The organism is Hoylesella timonensis 4401737 = DSM 22865 = JCM 15640, from assembly GCF_000455445.1.
Classification (GTDB): domain Bacteria; phylum Bacteroidota; class Bacteroidia; order Bacteroidales; family Bacteroidaceae; genus Prevotella; species Prevotella timonensis.
Genome location: NZ_HG417107.1, coordinates 1 through 18,614 on the forward strand (window position 1 = coordinate 1; position 18,614 = coordinate 18,614).

General features: G+C 39.2%; 17 protein-coding genes. 15 read left to right on the top strand and 2 right to left on the bottom strand.

Features of this window, described 5'->3' with window-relative positions; translation table 11 throughout:
- Positions 1–301: 301 nt before the first annotated feature.
- From BN35_RS12430 to BN35_RS12475, 10 genes are all read left to right on the top strand, one after another.
- A complete protein-coding gene (locus BN35_RS12430; protein WP_025072928.1) occupies positions 302–1,531 on the top strand; it encodes a site-specific integrase in 1,230 nt (409 codons plus the stop codon).
- Between the two features lie 33 nt (positions 1,532–1,564).
- Positions 1,565–2,881 (top strand): site-specific integrase, encoded by a 1,317-nt coding sequence (locus BN35_RS12435; RefSeq protein WP_169337618.1) that lies wholly within the window; start codon positions 1,565–1,567, stop codon positions 2,879–2,881.
- On the top strand, positions 2,878–3,303 hold the full coding sequence (locus tag BN35_RS12440; protein ID WP_025072926.1) for a hypothetical protein: 426 nt from the start codon (positions 2,878–2,880) through the stop codon (positions 3,301–3,303). Before BN35_RS12435 ends, BN35_RS12440 begins: the two co-directional genes overlap by 4 nt.
- Before the next feature lie 663 nt (positions 3,304–3,966).
- Positions 3,967–4,926 carry a TOMM precursor leader peptide-binding protein gene (locus BN35_RS12445; protein WP_025072925.1) on the top strand — a complete coding sequence of 320 codons (960 nt, stop codon included), beginning with the start codon at positions 3,967–3,969 and terminating at the stop codon, positions 4,924–4,926.
- Position 4,927: 1 nt separating this feature from the next.
- Positions 4,928–6,235, top strand: coding sequence for a YcaO-like family protein (locus BN35_RS12450; RefSeq protein ID WP_028901030.1), 1,308 nt, complete (start codon positions 4,928–4,930; stop codon positions 6,233–6,235).
- A gap of 44 nt (positions 6,236–6,279) precedes the next feature.
- The gene (locus tag BN35_RS12455) at positions 6,280–7,140 is read left to right on the top strand and encodes a SagB/ThcOx family dehydrogenase (RefSeq protein WP_025072924.1); all 861 of its coding nucleotides are present in this window, start codon (positions 6,280–6,282) and stop codon (positions 7,138–7,140) included.
- Entirely contained in the window at positions 7,133–7,999 is an 867-nt protein-coding gene (locus BN35_RS12460) for an ATP-binding cassette domain-containing protein (protein ID WP_025072923.1), read from the top strand. The genes BN35_RS12455 and BN35_RS12460 overlap by 8 nt, the downstream gene beginning before the upstream one ends.
- A 4-nt stretch (positions 8,000–8,003) precedes the next feature.
- A complete protein-coding gene (locus BN35_RS12465) occupies positions 8,004–8,714 on the top strand; it encodes an ABC transporter permease (RefSeq protein ID WP_028901029.1) in 711 nt (236 codons plus the stop codon).
- A gap of 78 nt (positions 8,715–8,792) precedes the next feature.
- A complete protein-coding gene (locus BN35_RS12470) occupies positions 8,793–9,461 on the top strand; it encodes a hypothetical protein (protein WP_145992961.1) in 669 nt (222 codons plus the stop codon).
- 7 nt (positions 9,462–9,468) lie between these two features.
- Positions 9,469–11,562 (top strand): carboxypeptidase-like regulatory domain-containing protein, encoded by a 2,094-nt coding sequence (locus tag BN35_RS12475; protein ID WP_025072920.1) that lies wholly within the window; start codon positions 9,469–9,471, stop codon positions 11,560–11,562.
- A 745-nt stretch (positions 11,563–12,307) separates the two neighbouring features.
- Here the strand turns inward: BN35_RS12475 and BN35_RS12480 are convergent.
- A complete protein-coding gene (locus BN35_RS12480; RefSeq protein ID WP_025072919.1) occupies positions 12,308–12,598 on the bottom strand; it encodes a helix-turn-helix domain-containing protein in 291 nt (96 codons plus the stop codon).
- 7 nt (positions 12,599–12,605) lie between these two features.
- A complete protein-coding gene (locus BN35_RS12485) occupies positions 12,606–12,887 on the bottom strand; it encodes a helix-turn-helix domain-containing protein (RefSeq protein WP_025072918.1) in 282 nt (93 codons plus the stop codon).
- 631 nt (positions 12,888–13,518) lie between these two features.
- On the opposite strand from BN35_RS12485, the gene BN35_RS12490 reads away from it, so the two are divergent.
- The 5 genes from BN35_RS12490 (at position 13,519) to BN35_RS12510 (ending at position 18,390) form a co-directional block, all read left to right on the top strand.
- Positions 13,519–14,793 carry a virulence-associated E family protein gene (locus BN35_RS12490; protein ID WP_028901028.1) on the top strand — a complete coding sequence of 425 codons (1,275 nt, stop codon included), beginning with the start codon at positions 13,519–13,521 and terminating at the stop codon, positions 14,791–14,793.
- A 218-nt stretch (positions 14,794–15,011) separates the two neighbouring features.
- Entirely contained in the window at positions 15,012–15,998 is a 987-nt protein-coding gene (locus BN35_RS12495; protein WP_025072917.1) for a toprim domain-containing protein, read from the top strand.
- Between the two features lie 4 nt (positions 15,999–16,002).
- Positions 16,003–16,554 (top strand): DUF3408 domain-containing protein, encoded by a 552-nt coding sequence (locus tag BN35_RS12500; RefSeq protein ID WP_006045706.1) that lies wholly within the window; start codon positions 16,003–16,005, stop codon positions 16,552–16,554.
- Between the two features lie 362 nt (positions 16,555–16,916).
- Complete coding sequence (locus BN35_RS12505) at positions 16,917–17,348, top strand: plasmid mobilization protein (protein WP_025072916.1); 432 nt, start codon at positions 16,917–16,919, stop codon at positions 17,346–17,348.
- The gene (locus tag BN35_RS12510; RefSeq protein WP_025072915.1) at positions 17,332–18,390 is read left to right on the top strand and encodes a relaxase/mobilization nuclease domain-containing protein; all 1,059 of its coding nucleotides are present in this window, start codon (positions 17,332–17,334) and stop codon (positions 18,388–18,390) included. The genes BN35_RS12505 and BN35_RS12510 overlap by 17 nt, the downstream gene beginning before the upstream one ends.
- The last annotated feature ends 224 nt before the right edge of the window (positions 18,391–18,614 follow it).

An 18,614-nucleotide genomic window follows, 5' to 3' on the forward strand; every position in this document is an offset into this window, starting at 1 on the left:
TTTTGTCTCACAACTAATTAAAGAAAATGAAGATAAATCTAAGTTTGTGCAAACTTACTGATAATAAGGAGGAAACGAAATAATTTGCATAAAACTGCTCTATTTATAAAAGGCAGGAAAGTGCGGATTTAAGCAGAAGTTCAGTTACTAAATCATTACCAAGATTGGGAATAGGTAACGAAATGCAGATATAGGTAACTGAAATTATGTGGTTCGTGTGTTTGTTGCTTTGGTCGGCAGTTTTCTGCATAAGTAAAGAACGCTTTAATTCGGGTAACTTTGCCCATAAAAATTAAAGCGTATGAAAACAGAAAAGATGAAGGTGTTGCTCTACCTCAAAAAGAGCAGCATTGACAAGTCGGGTAAGGCTCCCATTATGGGACGTATCACGCTTGGAAGGAGTATTGCACAGTTCAGTTGCAAACTGTCTTGCAACCCCGATTTGTGGAATCCCCGTGAAAGCAGAATGGACGGAAAGAGTCGTGAAGCAGTGGAAGTGAATGCCAGATTGGAAAGTCTGCTGCTATCCGTCCAAGCAGCCTACCAATCTCTGCTGTCCAAAGGTTGCCCATTTGATGCAACTGATATAAAAGAGGAATTTCAAGGAAGCGTTCATTCTAAGTGTATGCTTATTGAAAGACTGGATAGACTCATCAAAGAGAAAGAAAACCATATAGGCATTGACATAAAGGGACAAAGCATATTTGGCTACCATTCCACTCGTACCCATTTGCAGAACTTTATAAAAAGTAGGTATAAGGTTTCTGATTTGGCTTTTTCACAGCTTACTGAGCAGTTCATCTACGACTTTCAACAATACTTTATGGGGATTTGCGGGTTTCAGGAAAGTACGTTCTATAATGCCGCTACCCATCTGAAAACGGTGTGCAGATTGGCTTATCGTGAAGGATTAGCCGATATTTTATTGTTTGACAAAATCAAGGTAAGCAAAGGCGACAAGAAACTACCCAAAGCTCTTGATAGGTGTTCGCTTGACAAACTAATGAACATACAGTTTGGAGAGTTGGAGGAGGAAATGGAAACTGCAAGGGACTTGTTTGTCTTTGCTTGCCATACGGGTGCTGCCTATTGCGATTTGATGGAGTTAAACAGGTCGTATCTTGTCCGTGATGATGAGGGAAGTCTTTGGCTGAAGTTCAACAGGCAGAAGACAGGCGTACTTTGCCGTATCAAGTTGCTACCCGAAGCCATCAGGATAATAGAGAAGTACAAGAGCGATGAAAGGGAAAGGCTATTGCCACAGATGAAATATGCCACCTATCAATCGTATCTTAAAGCATTGCGCCTAAGAGCAGGCATAGCTTTTCCCTTTACCACGCATACGGCAAGGCATACCTTTGCCACGCTCATCACATTGGAACAAGGAGTACCAATAGAAACGGTAAGCAAGATGTTGGGGCATAGCAATGTGAGTATGACCGAGCGATATGCAAAGGTTACGCCACAAAAACTATTTGTGGAATTTGAGCGTTTCCTTTCTTTCACGGAGGATATGCAGATGTGTATTTAGCCATAGAATAGAAGCATTAAAACTAAAATCATGATGAGAAGTACATTCAAAACACTGTTTTATATCAACAGACAAAAGACCAAGGCAAATGGTCTGACCTCCATACTCTGTCGTATCACGATAGATGGCAAGAACTCTGTTATTACCACAAACGAAGAATGTAAACCTGCGGAGTGGAATACTAAACAGGGGACGACAACGGACAAGAAAACCAATCTTCGACTGCAATCATTCAGGGAATTTGTAGAAAAGACCTATCAGGAACTGCTCCTAAAAGACGGGGTGATAAGTGCTGAACTGCTTAAAAACAGATTGCAAGGCATAGCAACTTCTCCTACCACTTTGTTGGAACTTAGCAATGCAGAACTACAATCGGTAAAGGAAGGTGTGGGCAAGTCTAAGGCAGAAGGTACATATACTAACCTTTGCTATGCGAATAGAATGCTGTGCGAGTTTATAAAGGACTTAGAGAGTAAGGATATAGAAATCCGAAGTATAACGGAGGAACTGTTTGAGGAATACCGATTCTTTCTTAAAAAGAAAGGGTTGAAAGGATCTTCTATCAACAATTATCTTTGCTGGCTGAGCCGTTTGATGTTCCGTGCAGTAAGCCAGCGCATCATTCGTTATAACCCATTTGAACATGCGGAATATGAAAAGGTGGAAAAGGCAATTCGTTTTCTTAGCAAGAGTGATGTAGCAAACCTGATGGCAATGAAGATATGTGATAGCGATGCCGAACTTGCAAGGCGGATGTTCATCTTCTCCTGCTTCACAGGTTTAGCCATTACGGATATGGAACACTTGACGTTTGGGCATATCAAGAGCGCAGCGGACGGACAGATGTATATAAGAAAGGAGCGTCAGAAGACCAAGGTGGAGTTCATTGTGCCGTTACATCCCATAGCCAAGACGATTATCGAGCAACAAAGACAGCTACAAGCGGTGAAAGAAGAAGGCAATAATACGGATATGGATAATCGTTTTATCTTTCAACCTTGTTGTAGCAGAAATGTGTTAGCAGCAAAGTTAAGCATCGTAGGCAAAGCTTGTGGTATCAAGCAACGTCTGTCCTATCACATGGGAAGACATACTTTCGGCACGATGTGCCTAAGTGCAGGTATTCCCATAGAGAGCATCGCCAAGATGATGGGACACGCATCAATTGCAAGTACGCAGATTTATGCGCAGGTAACGGACTGCAAGATTTCGGAGGATATGGACAGACTCATCGCCAAACATCAGGAAAAGAACAAAGAAAACGATACAATGGAAACGGAAGCTATTACCATAGGGGCAATGATGATTGTCAACGCAAGCAGAAACAAAAGCATGGAGGAAACGGCATGAATACGGAAGATGGAATAAAGACCAAGGCTGCAATCCGTCTGGACACGGGGCGCAGCTACTTCGAGTGGGGAAATGGTATGCAGGTTATCCGCAGGGGTACAGGCGATGTAGCCATGACCGAGGGCGAGCTTGTAAGGTTCTTCGGAGTTACATGGAGAAAAGTCAATGGCAGACTTCGGACGATAACCGAAGAATCCGTCCTGCATCCAGAAGAAAGGGGCGCAGACGAAAGGAAAATAGTAACAAATAAGGAGGTAAGGGGCTACGCACCGCTTTACCCACTACCGACAATCATCGCCCTTTCCTTTCAACTTGACTGCGTAGAAGCCCACCTGTTCAGAAGGCATGTGTGCAGTGAGTTGATGCGTCCAAGGAACCCTGTGATTCCTATCATCATAATTGACAGGGGTGTCAATAGCTGAATATGTACCAATCCTTTTTCTTTCATTGTTTTCTTACTACATTACTACAATATGAGATAAACCGATGAAAGAAAAAGGATTACGTTGTTGTCAGTAGTTGCTTATGTGTGTTACTACGATATGACTACATACTACCAACCCATGAACGGAATGAATACGTTTTGTTTGCCGAGGAATGGAGTCACAGACGGAAATGGATCTTGCTATAAAACCTTAAACATCAAAATTAATCTCTAAATACAGACGATCAGAAATTTTGTCATACGAAATGCAACAACATTGTTTCATAGATGATTAGAATTCCGATATATTCTTGTAAAAAGTGAGGTCAAACTATGCAAGAATGAGTAAATACAGATTTTCTGATATATCACAAATTGAAATTTTATAAAATCGATTTTGAACCAAAAGTAAATTAAGAGATAGCCCTTTTTTGCTAACTTTGAAATAAAAGTTATCAAAAAAAACATCAAGCAAACGCTATCTTTTCAAGGTCTAAAGTGTGAAGTTTATACTATGTGATTTACGACAACGAACGCTTTTGTATTTTTTAACTGTTTATTTTTGTAATTTACAAAAATAATATAGAAATTTACCATTAAGAATTAAACAGTAACTATTAACTAAATTATAACAGTAACTATTAACTAAATTATAAATCTTATGTTCAAAAATAATTTTGATATTCTCAAGGTTTCCGAGAGATGCTATCAGTTGCATTGCGCTGGAAAAATGTTCAAAATCGAGTTCGATGAGAATGACAACAAACAGAGTATGTTCGACTACTTGTTAAATTCGTCAGAAGGTTATTCTAAAATAGTGATGCAATTTAAAAAGAAATATCCATTTAATGAAATCTTAGATTTCTTCTTTTTATTAAAACAAAACGGTTTTCTCTATTATAATGACGAGGACTCGCTTTCTGAGGGGAAATTATACGATAGTAAATTTAATTCCGATGAGGATTTCAAGCAAAAAAGGATTGGCGTGGTTATCACGAAGAATAATAAAATAGCTTATGATATTATTAATGCCTCAGAGTTGGTCAAATCGAAATTGTCAATTCTGAGATATGACAAGGATACAAAACGTAGCGAAATTGTTGATTTTGTGGCAAAAAATGATTTCGTAATAGTGGATAAGACAAGCTATAATCCTATTTTTATGAGAAGATATAACGACATAGCTATGAGTCAAAACAAGCCTTGGCTCTTGATATCATGTTTTAGAGCTGTGAGAGGTTATGTCGGCCCATTGTTTTGGGGCGAGAAAACTGGTTGCTACTCTTGTTTTGAGAAGAGGGTTAAGTCGAACTTCCTAAATTTCAAAGAGTTGTCTCTATATGAGGATTGGCTTGGGGAGTCTAAAAATAACAGTCACATCGGAAATATTAGCACTAGTGACTATACATTGATTTACAATATTGCCATCATTGAGTGTAAAAAGTTTCTTATGGATTATGGATTTCCTCATACTTACAAGCAGTTGTATGAGATTAATTTTGATGATTTAACATCAAAATGGCATCATTTCTATAAAGTTCCTTTCTGTCCACAGTGCAGCACGAAGATGGATAATGCTTGTGCACCTTGGCTTGATCCTATAACGTTAGAAATATTGTAAGATGATGAAAATTGATAATTCTCATATTCAAGTGGAGAGGGCTCTGAATCTAGTATCAGAGGCTGTAGGTATCCTGAGTCACATAGGTAATGTTGCTGTATTCAATTCTGATCCCAAAATCAAGGCTGTGTCGGCTTATAATTGCGAAACACAGTTGCTGAATGGTGAATTCTATGCAGGCAAGAGTGGCGGTTGCGGATTTGATTTGAAAAAGGCGCTTCTTTCTGCTATCGGTGAAGGCGTGGAGCGGTATTGTCCTACTTTCTACAATCTAAGTAGTATGGTGGAGACGTCGTATGCGGATTTGATAGCACGTGGATATGAAGCAATTAAACCATCTGCTTTTTCGCTGTTTCATGAAAGTCAGTATCAGAGGGATACATTCCCTTTCAAGCGTTTCACGAATGATACAATCCTTTATTGGGACAGCGTTTATGATGTATTTGGACAGAAAACCGTACTTTGCCCATCAACATTTATATACATGCCATTCTCAAAGGGTAAAGTGCAGATTTCCGAGCAGATTTCAACTGGTTTTGCAGCACATACGAATTATTACGATGCTTTTCTGAATGGCATATACGAAGTGATTGAAAGAGATGCATTTATGATTAGCTGGATGGGGCAATTGGGAATACCTAAAATCAAGATAGATGGGAAGCTGAAAGAGTTTGTTGAAAGTATTGTGCCATCGCATATGAATGTACACCTGTTTGATATGACAACAGATATTAAAGTGCCATCTGTAGTAGGTATTCTAGAAGGAGTACATGATTATGGACAATTTGTAGCTTTCTCAGCTGCAACCAGAATGACTTACACTGCCGCCATTAACAAAACAGTGTTAGAATTATGTCAGTCCATACCCTATTATCGTTATTTGTTAGAGGATAATAAGAAAAAAATGGATAATTTGTCGGAACTTAAATCGTTTGAGGATCATAGTATTTACTATACCAGACATCCTGAGAAACAAGGCATTTTCAAGAAATGGCTTGAAAGACCACAGACAAAGGATATTGCATATGACGAAGAGCCGGAACTAGATGCTAAAAGCAAAATAAAAGCTATACTCAGAATCTTTAGAGAGAATAATATAGATGTTTACTGTAAGGATATTACGACAGAGGATGTAGCTGAAGAGAACTTTAAGGTGGTACGTGTGATATGCCCTCAGCTGATACCTCTTAATGGTGCTTATGGAGGTTATTATTTGGGCGGAAAAAGGCTATATGAAGTACCAGAAAAAATGGGGTTCAAGAAACTTAAATTTGAAGATTTAACGACCATGCCCCATCCTTTCCCTTAAGGACTGAATGATAAGGATTTTTTTAATCACATAATGAAAAAAAAATGGATAAGGAAACTTTAACAAATAGAGAATTTGATGTTATCCGCAAGAAAGATTCGTCAATTTATAATACCATCAAATATGAGTCTTCGTTATGCATGCAATATATGCTTGCTTCGAAGTATGACTTGCTTGATGTACAAAAGCTATCAAGACTAACATTTGGCTTCTATCACCCATTTGTATTGCAACGTGCTGCTCAGCCCTTCAAGAGATATGAAGGACACGAAAAGTATAGTTTAAACAATTACGAAGATAGTTCTATGAATGTGAACATCTTCGACGTGTTGAAGTCTAGAAAGAGTACAAAGAAGTATGAGCCGTATAATATCTCATTAAAAGAATTGTATTATCTGCTGAGATATTCGTATGGTATAAATCGTAAGGAGTCTATTAATAATGGTGTGACATGGAAGTTCAGGCCAGTTCCTTCGGGTGGTGGTTTGTTTGCCTCGGAACTATATGTTGTTACCATTAATTCGCAGATTCCTAAAGGTTTGTATCATTATAGTCCAGACGACAACTCACTTGAGGTTGTAAAATATGGAGACTTCCTTAGTGTGATGCAGGCACATTCTGGAGCCGACCCTTATATTAATTCAGAGAATGTGAGCTGCATTATCTTCACCACAACTTTTATTGATCGCATGTACATAAAATATGGTGAACGTGCTTATAGGTTTATTTTACTTGAAGTGGGCTTCTTGGGACAAACCATCAGCTTGCTAGCAGAGGCTTTGAATCTCGGAAGCTGTATGTTAGGTGGCTATCATGATAGTAATATTGAAGATTTCCTCGGGATAGATGGTCAACTGGAATCTATTCAGAATTCAATTGTTATAGGTAAACGCAAAGATGGATAAAAAAGAATTTATAATAAAAGGGCTTTCTTATCGCCTACATTCTACGAATCTTTTGGACGACATGTCGTTCTCGGTACAAGAGGATGAGAAATTAGCTATACTGGGTATTAATGGATCTGGTAAAAGTCTTTTACTGGATGGCATACTAGGTAACATCGAATGTACTTGTGAGGCTAACAGCTTTCTCGACGATAGGCAGAAATATGGTCCATATGGAGTACTATATGATACTTTCTCCTCTTTTCCGCTCTTGAAAGTACGTGAGATAGTGTCTTTATTGTCGATTATATTCAACCATCGTGTTGACCAATCGCTATTGAAAAAGTTTGGTGTAACTGACTTGTTGGACAAACAGTTCAAGGTGCTTTCAAAGGGTGAAAACAAGAAGCTAGGCATTTATGCAGCACTCTTTTTTGAACCCAAGATTGTTTTTATGGACGAACCGTTGGATGGGTTGGATCCAAACTCAAGAAATAGATTTTGGGAAACTATATCAGGTATATCATGCACAATGATATTTACGACGCATGTTTGGGAAGAGGTTCGTTTGTACGCAAACAAAATCATGTTTGTTAAGGATGGTAAGACGCTAAATCAACCTGCATCTTCGGATGAGTTGCTAACCAAATATTGTCCTTATAAGGGTAAGATAGTTATCTCTAGAGAAAATGGTCAGTTCTCCTGTCTGACTTCGCCAGATATTGGCAAAGAGAAGCAGAGCTACGAATATGCATATTACTATAAGAGCCAAGAGGAGAAAGAAGAGTTGCTTAGAAAGTTTAATAATAACCGGATAACCAATTTATCGATACTGCCCATCACTTTAAGGGATGTTTATAATTATATTATAAAACAATAGCTTGATGAAAAAGTTTTTTGCATTATTTTATTATCAGTTCTTGCTGTCTTGCAGAGTGCCTGAATCAATATTCTTCACAATATTGCTGTCGCCAATACTCTTTATTATTTTCGGCTTCGCATTTCATATTGATACAGAGTATGCTGAATTTTTTTTACCAGGTATTATTGGTAGCATGGTGTGTAGTGATGCCCTTTATGCCGTAGGTCCTGTGATAAAGAAATATTATTCGCTCAATATTGTAAAATATTTCTATAATTACCCTGTAAAATTGCCCTATTTGTTCATGGGCTTTATAGCAGCAAGAATCATATTTATACTATTCTCGATGCTATTGTTAATAGCTGTTTCCTACTTTATATTTGGCTTCAGCCCGAACATTGGCACGTTATGCAGATATATTCTCGGTATATTCCTGATTTTTACCATCTACTCATTTGTCGGTTTGTCTATTTCGCTTTGGGGATTGCACGACAATAAGGATCAGGGGGTCATCGGACTATATTATATGCTGACCATTTTTCTGTCAGATTGTTTCTTTGTACTAACGAAAGCAAATGTTGTTTTCGATATCATCGGCTATTTCTTCCCGTTAAGATGTGTGCTTGACTTTATACGTGGTAGTAATATTAGCCTATGGTATTGCATAGCCTGGGTTATTGCGTTATTCGTAGGTTTTGCCTATATCATAAAAAGGATAAGTTTTAAACGTTGAATTATGAAAAAAAATATTTTATCATTATTGTTACTTGGGATTTTCAGCTGTACCGTGAGTGCCAAAAAGGATGTAGTTTTGAATAAAATTCAAAATAAAATTGACACTTGCTTTGTCCTTTCTTTTAAGAACCCCAAGGCTTACGACGACTTAGAAAAGGACTTGACGGCTGGATATAAGACAGCAAAATCGGAAAATATGAAGTCGTATTATTTATATTGGCTTTCATATATGACCTATTACAAGGCGGTATCTGCTTTTAAGGAGGCTGATTTGGAAAAATCCCAGAAATTTGCGGAGCAGGCAATGGGATATCTGGAAAAGATGAAGAAAAAGGATTCTGAATACTATAGCCTGATGGCTTATGAACAAGTTTTCTACTTTCAGTTTATCAAGCGTCAGGATATGTTTATTTTCATGGAGAAATTAAATAAGAATCTGAAACTATCGATGGATATGGGAGCTACGAACCCTAGGGCCTATTTTGTGAATGGCTACTACGACTATTATACTCCGAAAGAATATGGTGGGAAGAAGAAAACAGAAAAACTGCTTCTCAAGGCAATCAAGATGAAGAATTCTGATGCCCCCTTCTCGCCTACATGGGGCATAGTAGATTCATATTCAATACTTATTCAGTATTATATTGAAAATGGTAATAAAGCAAAAGCGAAAGCCATGTACCAACAAGCTATTAAACGATTCCCGACTTCAAGAGACATTTTAAGGCTAAAAAATAAATTATGATTATTTGATGAATAATCCTCTTTACATATCGCTATTGACTCTGCTAATAATAGCTCATGGGCAGTCCTTTTCGTCGGATGTCCATGGTACTATTATTAGCAACAAAGAACCGCTGGCTGGTGTGCTTGTGTATGTTGTAAACAACAAAGACAACTTTTATGTAAGTGATAGTCTGGGTACATATACCATTAGAGATGTAGAGGATAATGATTCTATCGTTTTTTCATTTCTCGGTTTTAAGGAACTAATAATACCTGTTCTGGATTTGAAACAAAACGGAAAGGTTATAATGACCGAGGATACTAAAAGTCTAGACGAAGTGTTCATTTTTAGGAATAAGGAGTTTAGTAGTGATTTCCCTATGAAATCATATAGTCAACTAGAGATTTACGCGTCACCAACGTCACAAGCTGATCCCTTAAATGCTATACTGTCTACAGCAGTATCAACCAATATTAACGAAAGTGCAAAACCCTCACTCAGGGGAAGTTCAATGGGATTTACAATGGTATATCTAAACGAAGTGCCTATTTTTTATCCGACCAAGGGTAATTTAGTTAACAATTCGATTGCTAGCACGTCGTCAATGAATACGTCTTTCATTGGGACGGAATCCATCTATGCGTCAAACTCACCCATCGAATTCGAGAATTCGGCTTCGGGGAGTGTCGATATGCAACTTAACAAAGAGATAAGCGATAAAAAAACATTGTTTTTGTCAACAGTAGGTACGAATGCTTCGATTTCCAAGAACTTTAAAAGCAGTTTTCTGGAAACTTATCTATCATACACAGATTTGTATCCATTTGTAAAAATGAATAATATCAAAGATATCAATCATTATAGAAGTTACGATACAGGCATTCATTTTAATAGGACGCTCAAAAATTCAAAATATTCATTATATGCTTCGTATATGTGTGAGAATGGTGACTACCCCATGCTCTTTTATAAGAATAATTCTAGTTATCTCAATATGACATCTTTTGTGAATAGTATCGCTAATTATGAATATTATCATGAAGGGATTAAGCTGAAAGCAGACTTCTCGTTTTCGCATCTGAAATCGAAAGTGAAGCACAATAATGTTAACATGGATGAACTTTGCAACTATCTATATGGAGCCATTTCATATTCTCAACTTGTCAATGAGAATATCCAGTATAGATTCGGATTGAACAGTATCTTTTCAACTTTCAAGACGACTTCGGACTATGCCAATAGCTGGAATAGCGCTGATAAAGGCACTATGAGCCAAATAACTCCATATACCTCAATTAAGTTACTTTTAATGAATTACAGTGCTTTGCTTGGAGTAAAATGTTGCTTTGCTAGAAACTGCAAACCTGTATTTAATACGAATCTTAGTCTTAAATATACAAATTCCAACCATAAGGTTCTCCTATCAGCAGCAAGTCTTAATATGTATAATTATTATGAGAGTACTTTTCTGCGATTTTCCAAGATGTCGTGTAGACAATTGTGCTTAGAATATGATTATAACAAGTCTTGGCTGAAAGGACATTGTGCTATATATCTAAAAGACGAAAAGGGAATCAAAAGGATGGCGCCTATGATAGGTAGTTATAAGAAATATATATATGGAATTGAAACCTCGTTTGATATCCAGCTAACAAGGAATCTTTCTTGGACAATCTCTAATTTCTACCTGAATACGAATTATTCTTTTCGTGGGAAGACTTTTAAGGGAGAGGATTATCTGAAGTATTTCATAAAAACTGTTTTAAATTACGAAAATCTTAAATTATGGAATATGTCATTATCACTTTGGAATAGACCAGGCACTTATTATACTCCTGTAGATAAAGCTATTTATAATGCTGAATACGATTATTATACACCAATTTATGCAGATGATATAAATTCTGCTCAATTCAATAAATATCTGAATGTCTGCATGAATATTTCGAAAGCAGTAGACTTCAGTTTTGGTAAAACAATGTTTTTCCTAAATATTACTAATCTATTTAATTGTAATAATAACAGCGCAATCTATTATAATACCGATTACTCAAAAAGCTATAAAATGAATTATATGAGCAGGTCGATATTTCTTGGGGTTATTGTACATTTCAAATAGAGATGTCTTAGCCCTTATTTTATTAATTTTTAATTTATTATTCTTATGCTAATTACAAATTTAGATGCACAAACAGTGGTAGCTCAAGCAGAGTCATCAGTATGTACAAGCACGTCTACATCGTGTAAATGTACCAGTAGTTCAACAAGTTGTTGTTAATTACAGTCCTAGTAATGGAGGGTGTGTCAGAATCGACATACTCTCTAATCGTATCACTTTATCTACAGGTATAAGAACTGTGCATATTTTTCGCTTTAGGCAGCTTTTTTATACTGGGCTGTAAGTCTCAGGAGTATCTTCTCCCCTCCCCCCAAAAAAATCCTCTAACTCTGTTTTCGTTTGCTTAAAATTGATATAGTTGTAGCAAAGAAATATAATTTCAAATCAGAAAAAGTCATATTTTAGTATAGAATTTTCGTAAGAAAAAATTGCCTAAAAACATTCTAAGGTAAAGTTTCCTATTGTATTTCACATCAAAACACTTGTTGCTCTGTTCATGCATTATCTTTGTAAACAGAATAACAAGCGTTTTTGATTTATCGAATACTCGCTTTTTCGCGGGTGGGTAATGAACTCATTCTAAGGTCTATTTTAGATATTCATAGGAACTACAGAGATTATAATGTAAGTTATTCTTTTGTTGCATAAAATACTATTTCGGATTGAATAACATGTATAAAAATATTAATAAAAAACATATAAGCAGTTGTTCGCAAAGCAAGAACTGCTTTCATTCTCAACTAGACTATACCCTGTATTTCTCTTCCAGCAGCCTTTCCAAGTCCGAAGCCTTGTAGAGAATCTTCCCTGCGAATTGCGTGTAGGGAATGATTTTCCTGTCCCGATAGTCCTGCAAAGTGCGAGGGCTGATATACAGCCGCTCACACACCTCCTTACCTGTGAGAAAATGCTCGCCACCAAACAGTGGTTTGTGCGTTTCTCCCACTTCCTTTATTCTCCTGCCCACGTCATGCAGCGCAGTAATCACCATCTGCATCTCGTCTGAGCCAAAATTCAAATTTTTTGCCGTTTCCATAACTTGATTATTTTTTAGGTTTGTCAGTTTTTGTAAGGAGCAACCTTTCCACATCCTCACGTTTATAATAACACTTGTGCCCGATCTGTGAGAAGGGCAGCACGCCTGTATCACGATAATGCTGCAAAGTGCGCTTGCTGATGTTAAGCAACCTGCACACATCACCATTGTGCAGCCAATCTGTGTGCTTACACTTCTCTCCAAATGCCTTGTGGCAGCAGTCGGCAAGACTTAATATCTCATCCCTTAGTTTCTGCCAGTTCTGGTCTGTAATTATCAAATATCCCATACTTCTATTGTTTTGTTTGTTGTTACTTTTTGCTTGTGTTGCAGCCTTTTGCGCTCCAACTTGGTGCAAAAGTAGAGATAGTTTCCTTATGCTCAAAGCACTAAGGAACAGCAGGGAAAACAAAGGAAACACGATGAAAATTTCTTCCTCGTTTCCTGTCGTTATCAACACTGAAACACCCACTTTCCTTCTTTCACTGCCAATAGAATATAAAGATACAATCAACCATTTGGCATAAGCCTTCTATCTTGTTCTAAGATTTCTGAGAACATAGAGATAAGCTCTTAATTTTTGCTTACATCTTTTTGTGGATTGCTTTTTGTTTAAATAGGTAGTTATTTTCGCCTTATCCGTTCTTTGTTATTCCTTTATTTATAGCCTACTACCCAAATGTGCAGAATACCGCATTTGAATGTGGTTTGTTACAAAGTCAATCAATTATTGGTATTTGTATCATTTCCTTTTATCCTTTTATTTCTCCATTTAATCCACTAAAAACTAAGATGTTTGATGATTTCCCACAAGGAATTTTATAGCAGGTTTAAGCAACATTATGCAAGCACACCGAGGATGCTTGGCTATCAGAATTATCCTCCTTAACTTCACTTTCAGAAATCATTTTTGGACGATTATGAAGAAATGCGCAGACAATAGCAATATACGCACAGAAGATAAGCCGAAGCATAGTAGGCAAACTTCCAAAAACAAGGAGATAGAAAGCTACCTCTCCACCCATTATGACTTCAGGTTCAACACTGTACTTGGCAGAACAGAGTTTTCTCCCAAGTGTGCCAATGTGTTTAGCAAGGTCAGCCGTTATGACATCAATACCTTTCGCAGGGAACTTGATAGCGAGGACGGTATTATTACTTCCGCTGATAATCTCTATTCCATCATTGAAAGCAGCTTTTCGCCACGCATCAATCCCATACAGGACTACTTCAAGGCTTTGCCAACGGTTGATGCTTCAGAAGTGCTGTACAAGATAGAGATAAACCAATGCGTCATCGCCAATCTTGCATCGTGCGTTATCGTCCGTAACTCAGAGAAGTGGCTGCCGTACCTTACCAAATGGCTTGTTGCAGTGGTTGCCAACGCCATGGACGACCGTGAATGCCGTAACCATACCTGCCTCGTGCTGACAGGAGAACAAGGCAAGTTCAAGACCACCTTTCTCGATTTGCTTTGTCCGCCTGTGCTTAAAGGCTACAGCTACACTGGAAAAATATATCCGCAGGAGAAAGACACGCTTACCTATATCGGTCAGAACCTTATCGTAAACATCGACGACCAGCTCAAAGCCCTCAATAAGCGTGACGAGAACGAACTGAAGAACCTCATCACCTGCCCGATGGTCAAATACCGTATGCCTTACGACAAGTATGTGGAGGAACACCCACACTTGGCAAGTTTTGTAGCCTCAGTGAACGGCAATGACTTCTTGACTGACCCCACAGGAAGCAGACGATTCCTTCCGTTTGAGGTGCTATCCATTGATATTGAACGAGCTAAAGCTATCTCTATGGATGCCGTCTATACCGAAGCCAAAGCCTTGTTAAACGCAGGCTTTCGATATTGGTTTAACGATGAAGAAATCACGGAACTCTACAAGGAGAGTGAGGACTTCCAAGTACAGACCGCAGAAATGGAACTACTATTACGCTGTTTTGAAAAGCCAACAGAGGACAATCCTCATTGTGCTTACATGACCACTACCGAAATACTCGCTTATTTAGGTGTTTATACGCATCAACCTTTGACACTCAAACGTATGGGCGAAGCACTCAAAAGAGCTGGCTTTGAAAAGGTAAGCAAGAGGCGTGAGGGTTGTAATCCTGTCTATGTGTATAAGATTAGGAAAATCCACCCCTGCCCACTGGTAAATAGCTGTAGTAGTTTGATGTAGTAGAGTGTGTAGTATAGTTGCTTACTACAACTCATACCTGAATATCAATCACTTACAATCAAAATATATGTAGTAAGAAGAAAGTGAAAAAAGTTTTTAGGGGAAAAACTTTAGGAAGCAAAAAAGCATCAATGAAGTTTGCCCTATCATTATAATCAAAATATAATCCGATATAAAAATCAGAATGGAAAAATGTTCAACCAATAATTATAATGACAATGAAAGAAGAAGATTTATCACGCATCAAGCGATACTCTATTGTGGAGTACCTTGAAAGGAAAGGTATCAAATCTGTGCGTAGGACACCAGCTTATGCCCTCTACCGTTCACCGTTTCGTGAAGACACACATCCAAGTTTCAAGGTGGACACAGAAAAGAACCTTTGGATAGACTATGCCGAAGGCAGGGGCGGAAGTATTATCGACCTTTGTATGCGGTTAGAGGGCTGCACGCTGTCGGAAGCCATCCGCCTATTGGGGCGGAACGCTCCCGATTATACTGCTTGCAGTTCTCAAAAGGCAGACAGGGCAATGAAAAGAAGTAGCATACCTATGGCATCCGCAAGTGGAGTAAGGAGACTGATAGAAGTATCAGACAACTTACCTCCACACTTACTAAAGTATCTTCAGGAAGACCGCTGCATCAACATAGAAAAGGCGATGCCCTTTCTGCGTTGTATCAGCTATGAGGTAAGAGGGCTGCACTATCAAGCCATCGGTTTCGCCAACCAATCGGGCGGTTATGAACTTCGGGATAACGGCTCTTTCAAGGGAACGATTGCTCCGAAGGATATTACCCCCGTGTTCACGGATAAGATAACAGATAGAATGAAACCGGTCTGCGTGTTCGAAGGTTTTATGGACTTTCTATCCTTTCTTTCAATGAAAGAAGATATCATCAGCCATTGCCTTGTGATGAACTCCGTGAGTAATGTGGCAAGGAGCATTCGCTATCTCAATGACAGGCAAGTATCCTCCATTCGTACCTTCCTTGACAATGACGAAGCTGGACGGAGAACTACGGAGGATTTCATGGAGGCTGGTTTCAAGGTAGATGATATGTCCGTGCATTACAGGAACTTCAAAGACCTCAACGAATATCACATCCACAGGGTGCGTGAACAGCAGAAAAGCCTATCATTGACGATGTCACAAACACAAACCAATCCCATAAAGGTAAAACAAGTTAAACATAAAATGAGATAGAGAAATGGAAAAGAATATGAACACTACAGAAGCGGACAAGAGCCTCGAATGGTATCTGAACGGAGGAGATGACGAAGACGGCAGTGTGCCGACAACGCAAAATGAAGTCGCATTAAAGGGGAGTACCGCTCCCATGAAAGAGCCGATAGAGGATGCACGGCAGCAGGAAAAACGTACGGCAAAAATCCAATCGGAGTGTTCCACGGAGCAATCAGAGCAATCCAGGATGGCACGGCATATCGGGCAATCGCAGAATGCCAAGCGACCGCAGAATGACGAGCGTCCGCAGCACTCCGAGAGCGTTCCTGTTCAGAAACGCATCAGTGCCAAAATGAGAAAGGAAACGCTTGAAGCCTACAAGCAAGCCTATCTTTTACCTGCCAAACTCAGTAATAGGAAGGCTGTCTATCTGAGCAAAGAGACACAGGAACGTGCCGACTTCATTGTGCGAAGATTGGGCGACAGGGGCAGCAACCTTTCAAGTTTCGTGGAGAACCTCGTGCGCAGTCATTTGGAGGAATACCACGAGGATATAGAGAAGTGGAGAAAGCTATAAGCACGAAAAAAGGAGCGAGGGCTTTTCTTGGAAAGGTCGTCCCTTTTCTCTAAACCCCTCGGCCCTTTTCCAAAAGAAGCGAAGACTATGTTGTTGTCTAAAAGAAAGAAAGGAGGGAATGCCACGAACGCAGTTAGACACGGAATGCCGTGCATTCACTTTCGGCGGGGGAAACGCCCCAAGGCGTTATCGGCATCTCAGCTGATATTGCAAGACGTCAGTTTGTACCCACAAACTGCTTTTGCTCCCCTCGTTCGATTGTCGGGGAGATTAGACCGTAATCACTCCGTTCTCATCGGTCATCATTCAGAAATTAAGCAGCAACGAATCATCCATAATGATTAACTTTCAGAGAAACTTATATGAAGAAATACAGAAGAAAAGCTACCCAATGGCAGCAGAAGGACAATGAAGAAAAACAGATGAACAAGACGGAGTTCATCAAGGTTAGGTGTACTTTGGAGGAGAAGCAGCGCATCAAGGCAAAGGCAGAAAGCACAGGGCGGAAGTTCTCCGAGTACTGCCGTGAGATTCTTTTGAATGGTGAAGTGGTAGCCGTTCCCAAGATGACCGACAATGAAAAGGAAGCCATTGCCGTACTCCACCGAACGGGAATGTACTACGCACAGGTTTCCAACCTCATCAGGATAAAGGACGAGTCATGGATGCCGATAACCAAGAACCTTTCCATATGTGCCAAAGAAGCATTTAAGCGTTTTTTCGACCCTCACTTCCGCATTGGTGACGATATATATAAGGTCTTAAATCTGCCGAGGTATGATAGGAAAGTGTAAGGCGATAGCGCACGGAAGCACTGCATTGGACTATATCTTCAGAGAGGACAAGCTGGGTAATCGGCTTGCCTTCCATAACCTTTGTAGCAGAGAATCAAAGGCTATTTACGAGGAAATGAAGTTGGTCAGCGATTACAATACCAGATGCAGAAACAAATTCCTGCGCATCGAAATCGGTATTGCACCACAGGACGAGAAGAAACTATCAGTTTCTGAACTTGCCCAAATAGCCCATCTGTTTGCCAAAAAAATGGGACTTGACAACCATCAGTGGGTGGCAGTAACGCACAAGGATACAGACAACAGGCATATCCACATTATCGCCAACCGCATCAGCCTATACGGAGAAGTTTATGACACTACCTTTGTAAGCAACAAGGCTGCAAGGATTACAGAGGAAATCAGCAGGGAGAAACGCTTAACCATTGCAAAGGAAGTCAAGACTGAAAGGAAGCATAAGAAAGCGAAAGCCAATCCAACAAGGGAACAGACCAAGCAGCAGGTTCAGAAGATTTGCTATGCCCTACTTGAAAAATACAAAGGCACAGGTATCACGGGACACTCCATATTCCTCTACGAGCTGAACAGGCATGGAATAACCATAGAGCGCATGAAGAACAAGCAGGGCAAGGTCTATGGCTTGAAATTCTCATACACAGGACAATCTTTCAAGGCATCGGAAATCGGCAGGGAGTTCGGCTACCACTCCTTGCAAAGAAACTTTGAACCAACAAACAAAGAAGAATTAAAGAAACCACACCACACAATACAAGAACCGACAGAAAAGAACGAACAGCCTGATACAGGCTATCAACTCGTACCCAAAAGCCGTTCCTCTATCTCACGAGACAATGACACACCACAAGTGCAGAATTCTATTAGTACAGTGGCAGACACCATTGTTAGTGCAGCCGATGAAGTTGTGGAAGGGTTAGGCGATTTGATTACACCATCCGCACAGGGCGATGATTATGCCGAAGCAGCATGGCAGCGCAAGCTCAGATACCAAGCGAACAGAAAGAAACGAGGGAGAAAACTATAAGCCATACGAGTTTACAAAAAAACGCAAAACAAAGAATTTCTTAGCATAAACGCTTGTTATTCGGTAACAAAGTATTATCTTTGCAGACAGAATAACAAGCGTTCTTTGTTAGGCAGAAAACAGCAAAGCCAAGTAGCTCGCTCGTTTCCAAATCGTTACCTATTCAGTTATACCAACAAGGTAACTTCTTTATTTTCAATAAGTTGTATTTTAGATATTATCTT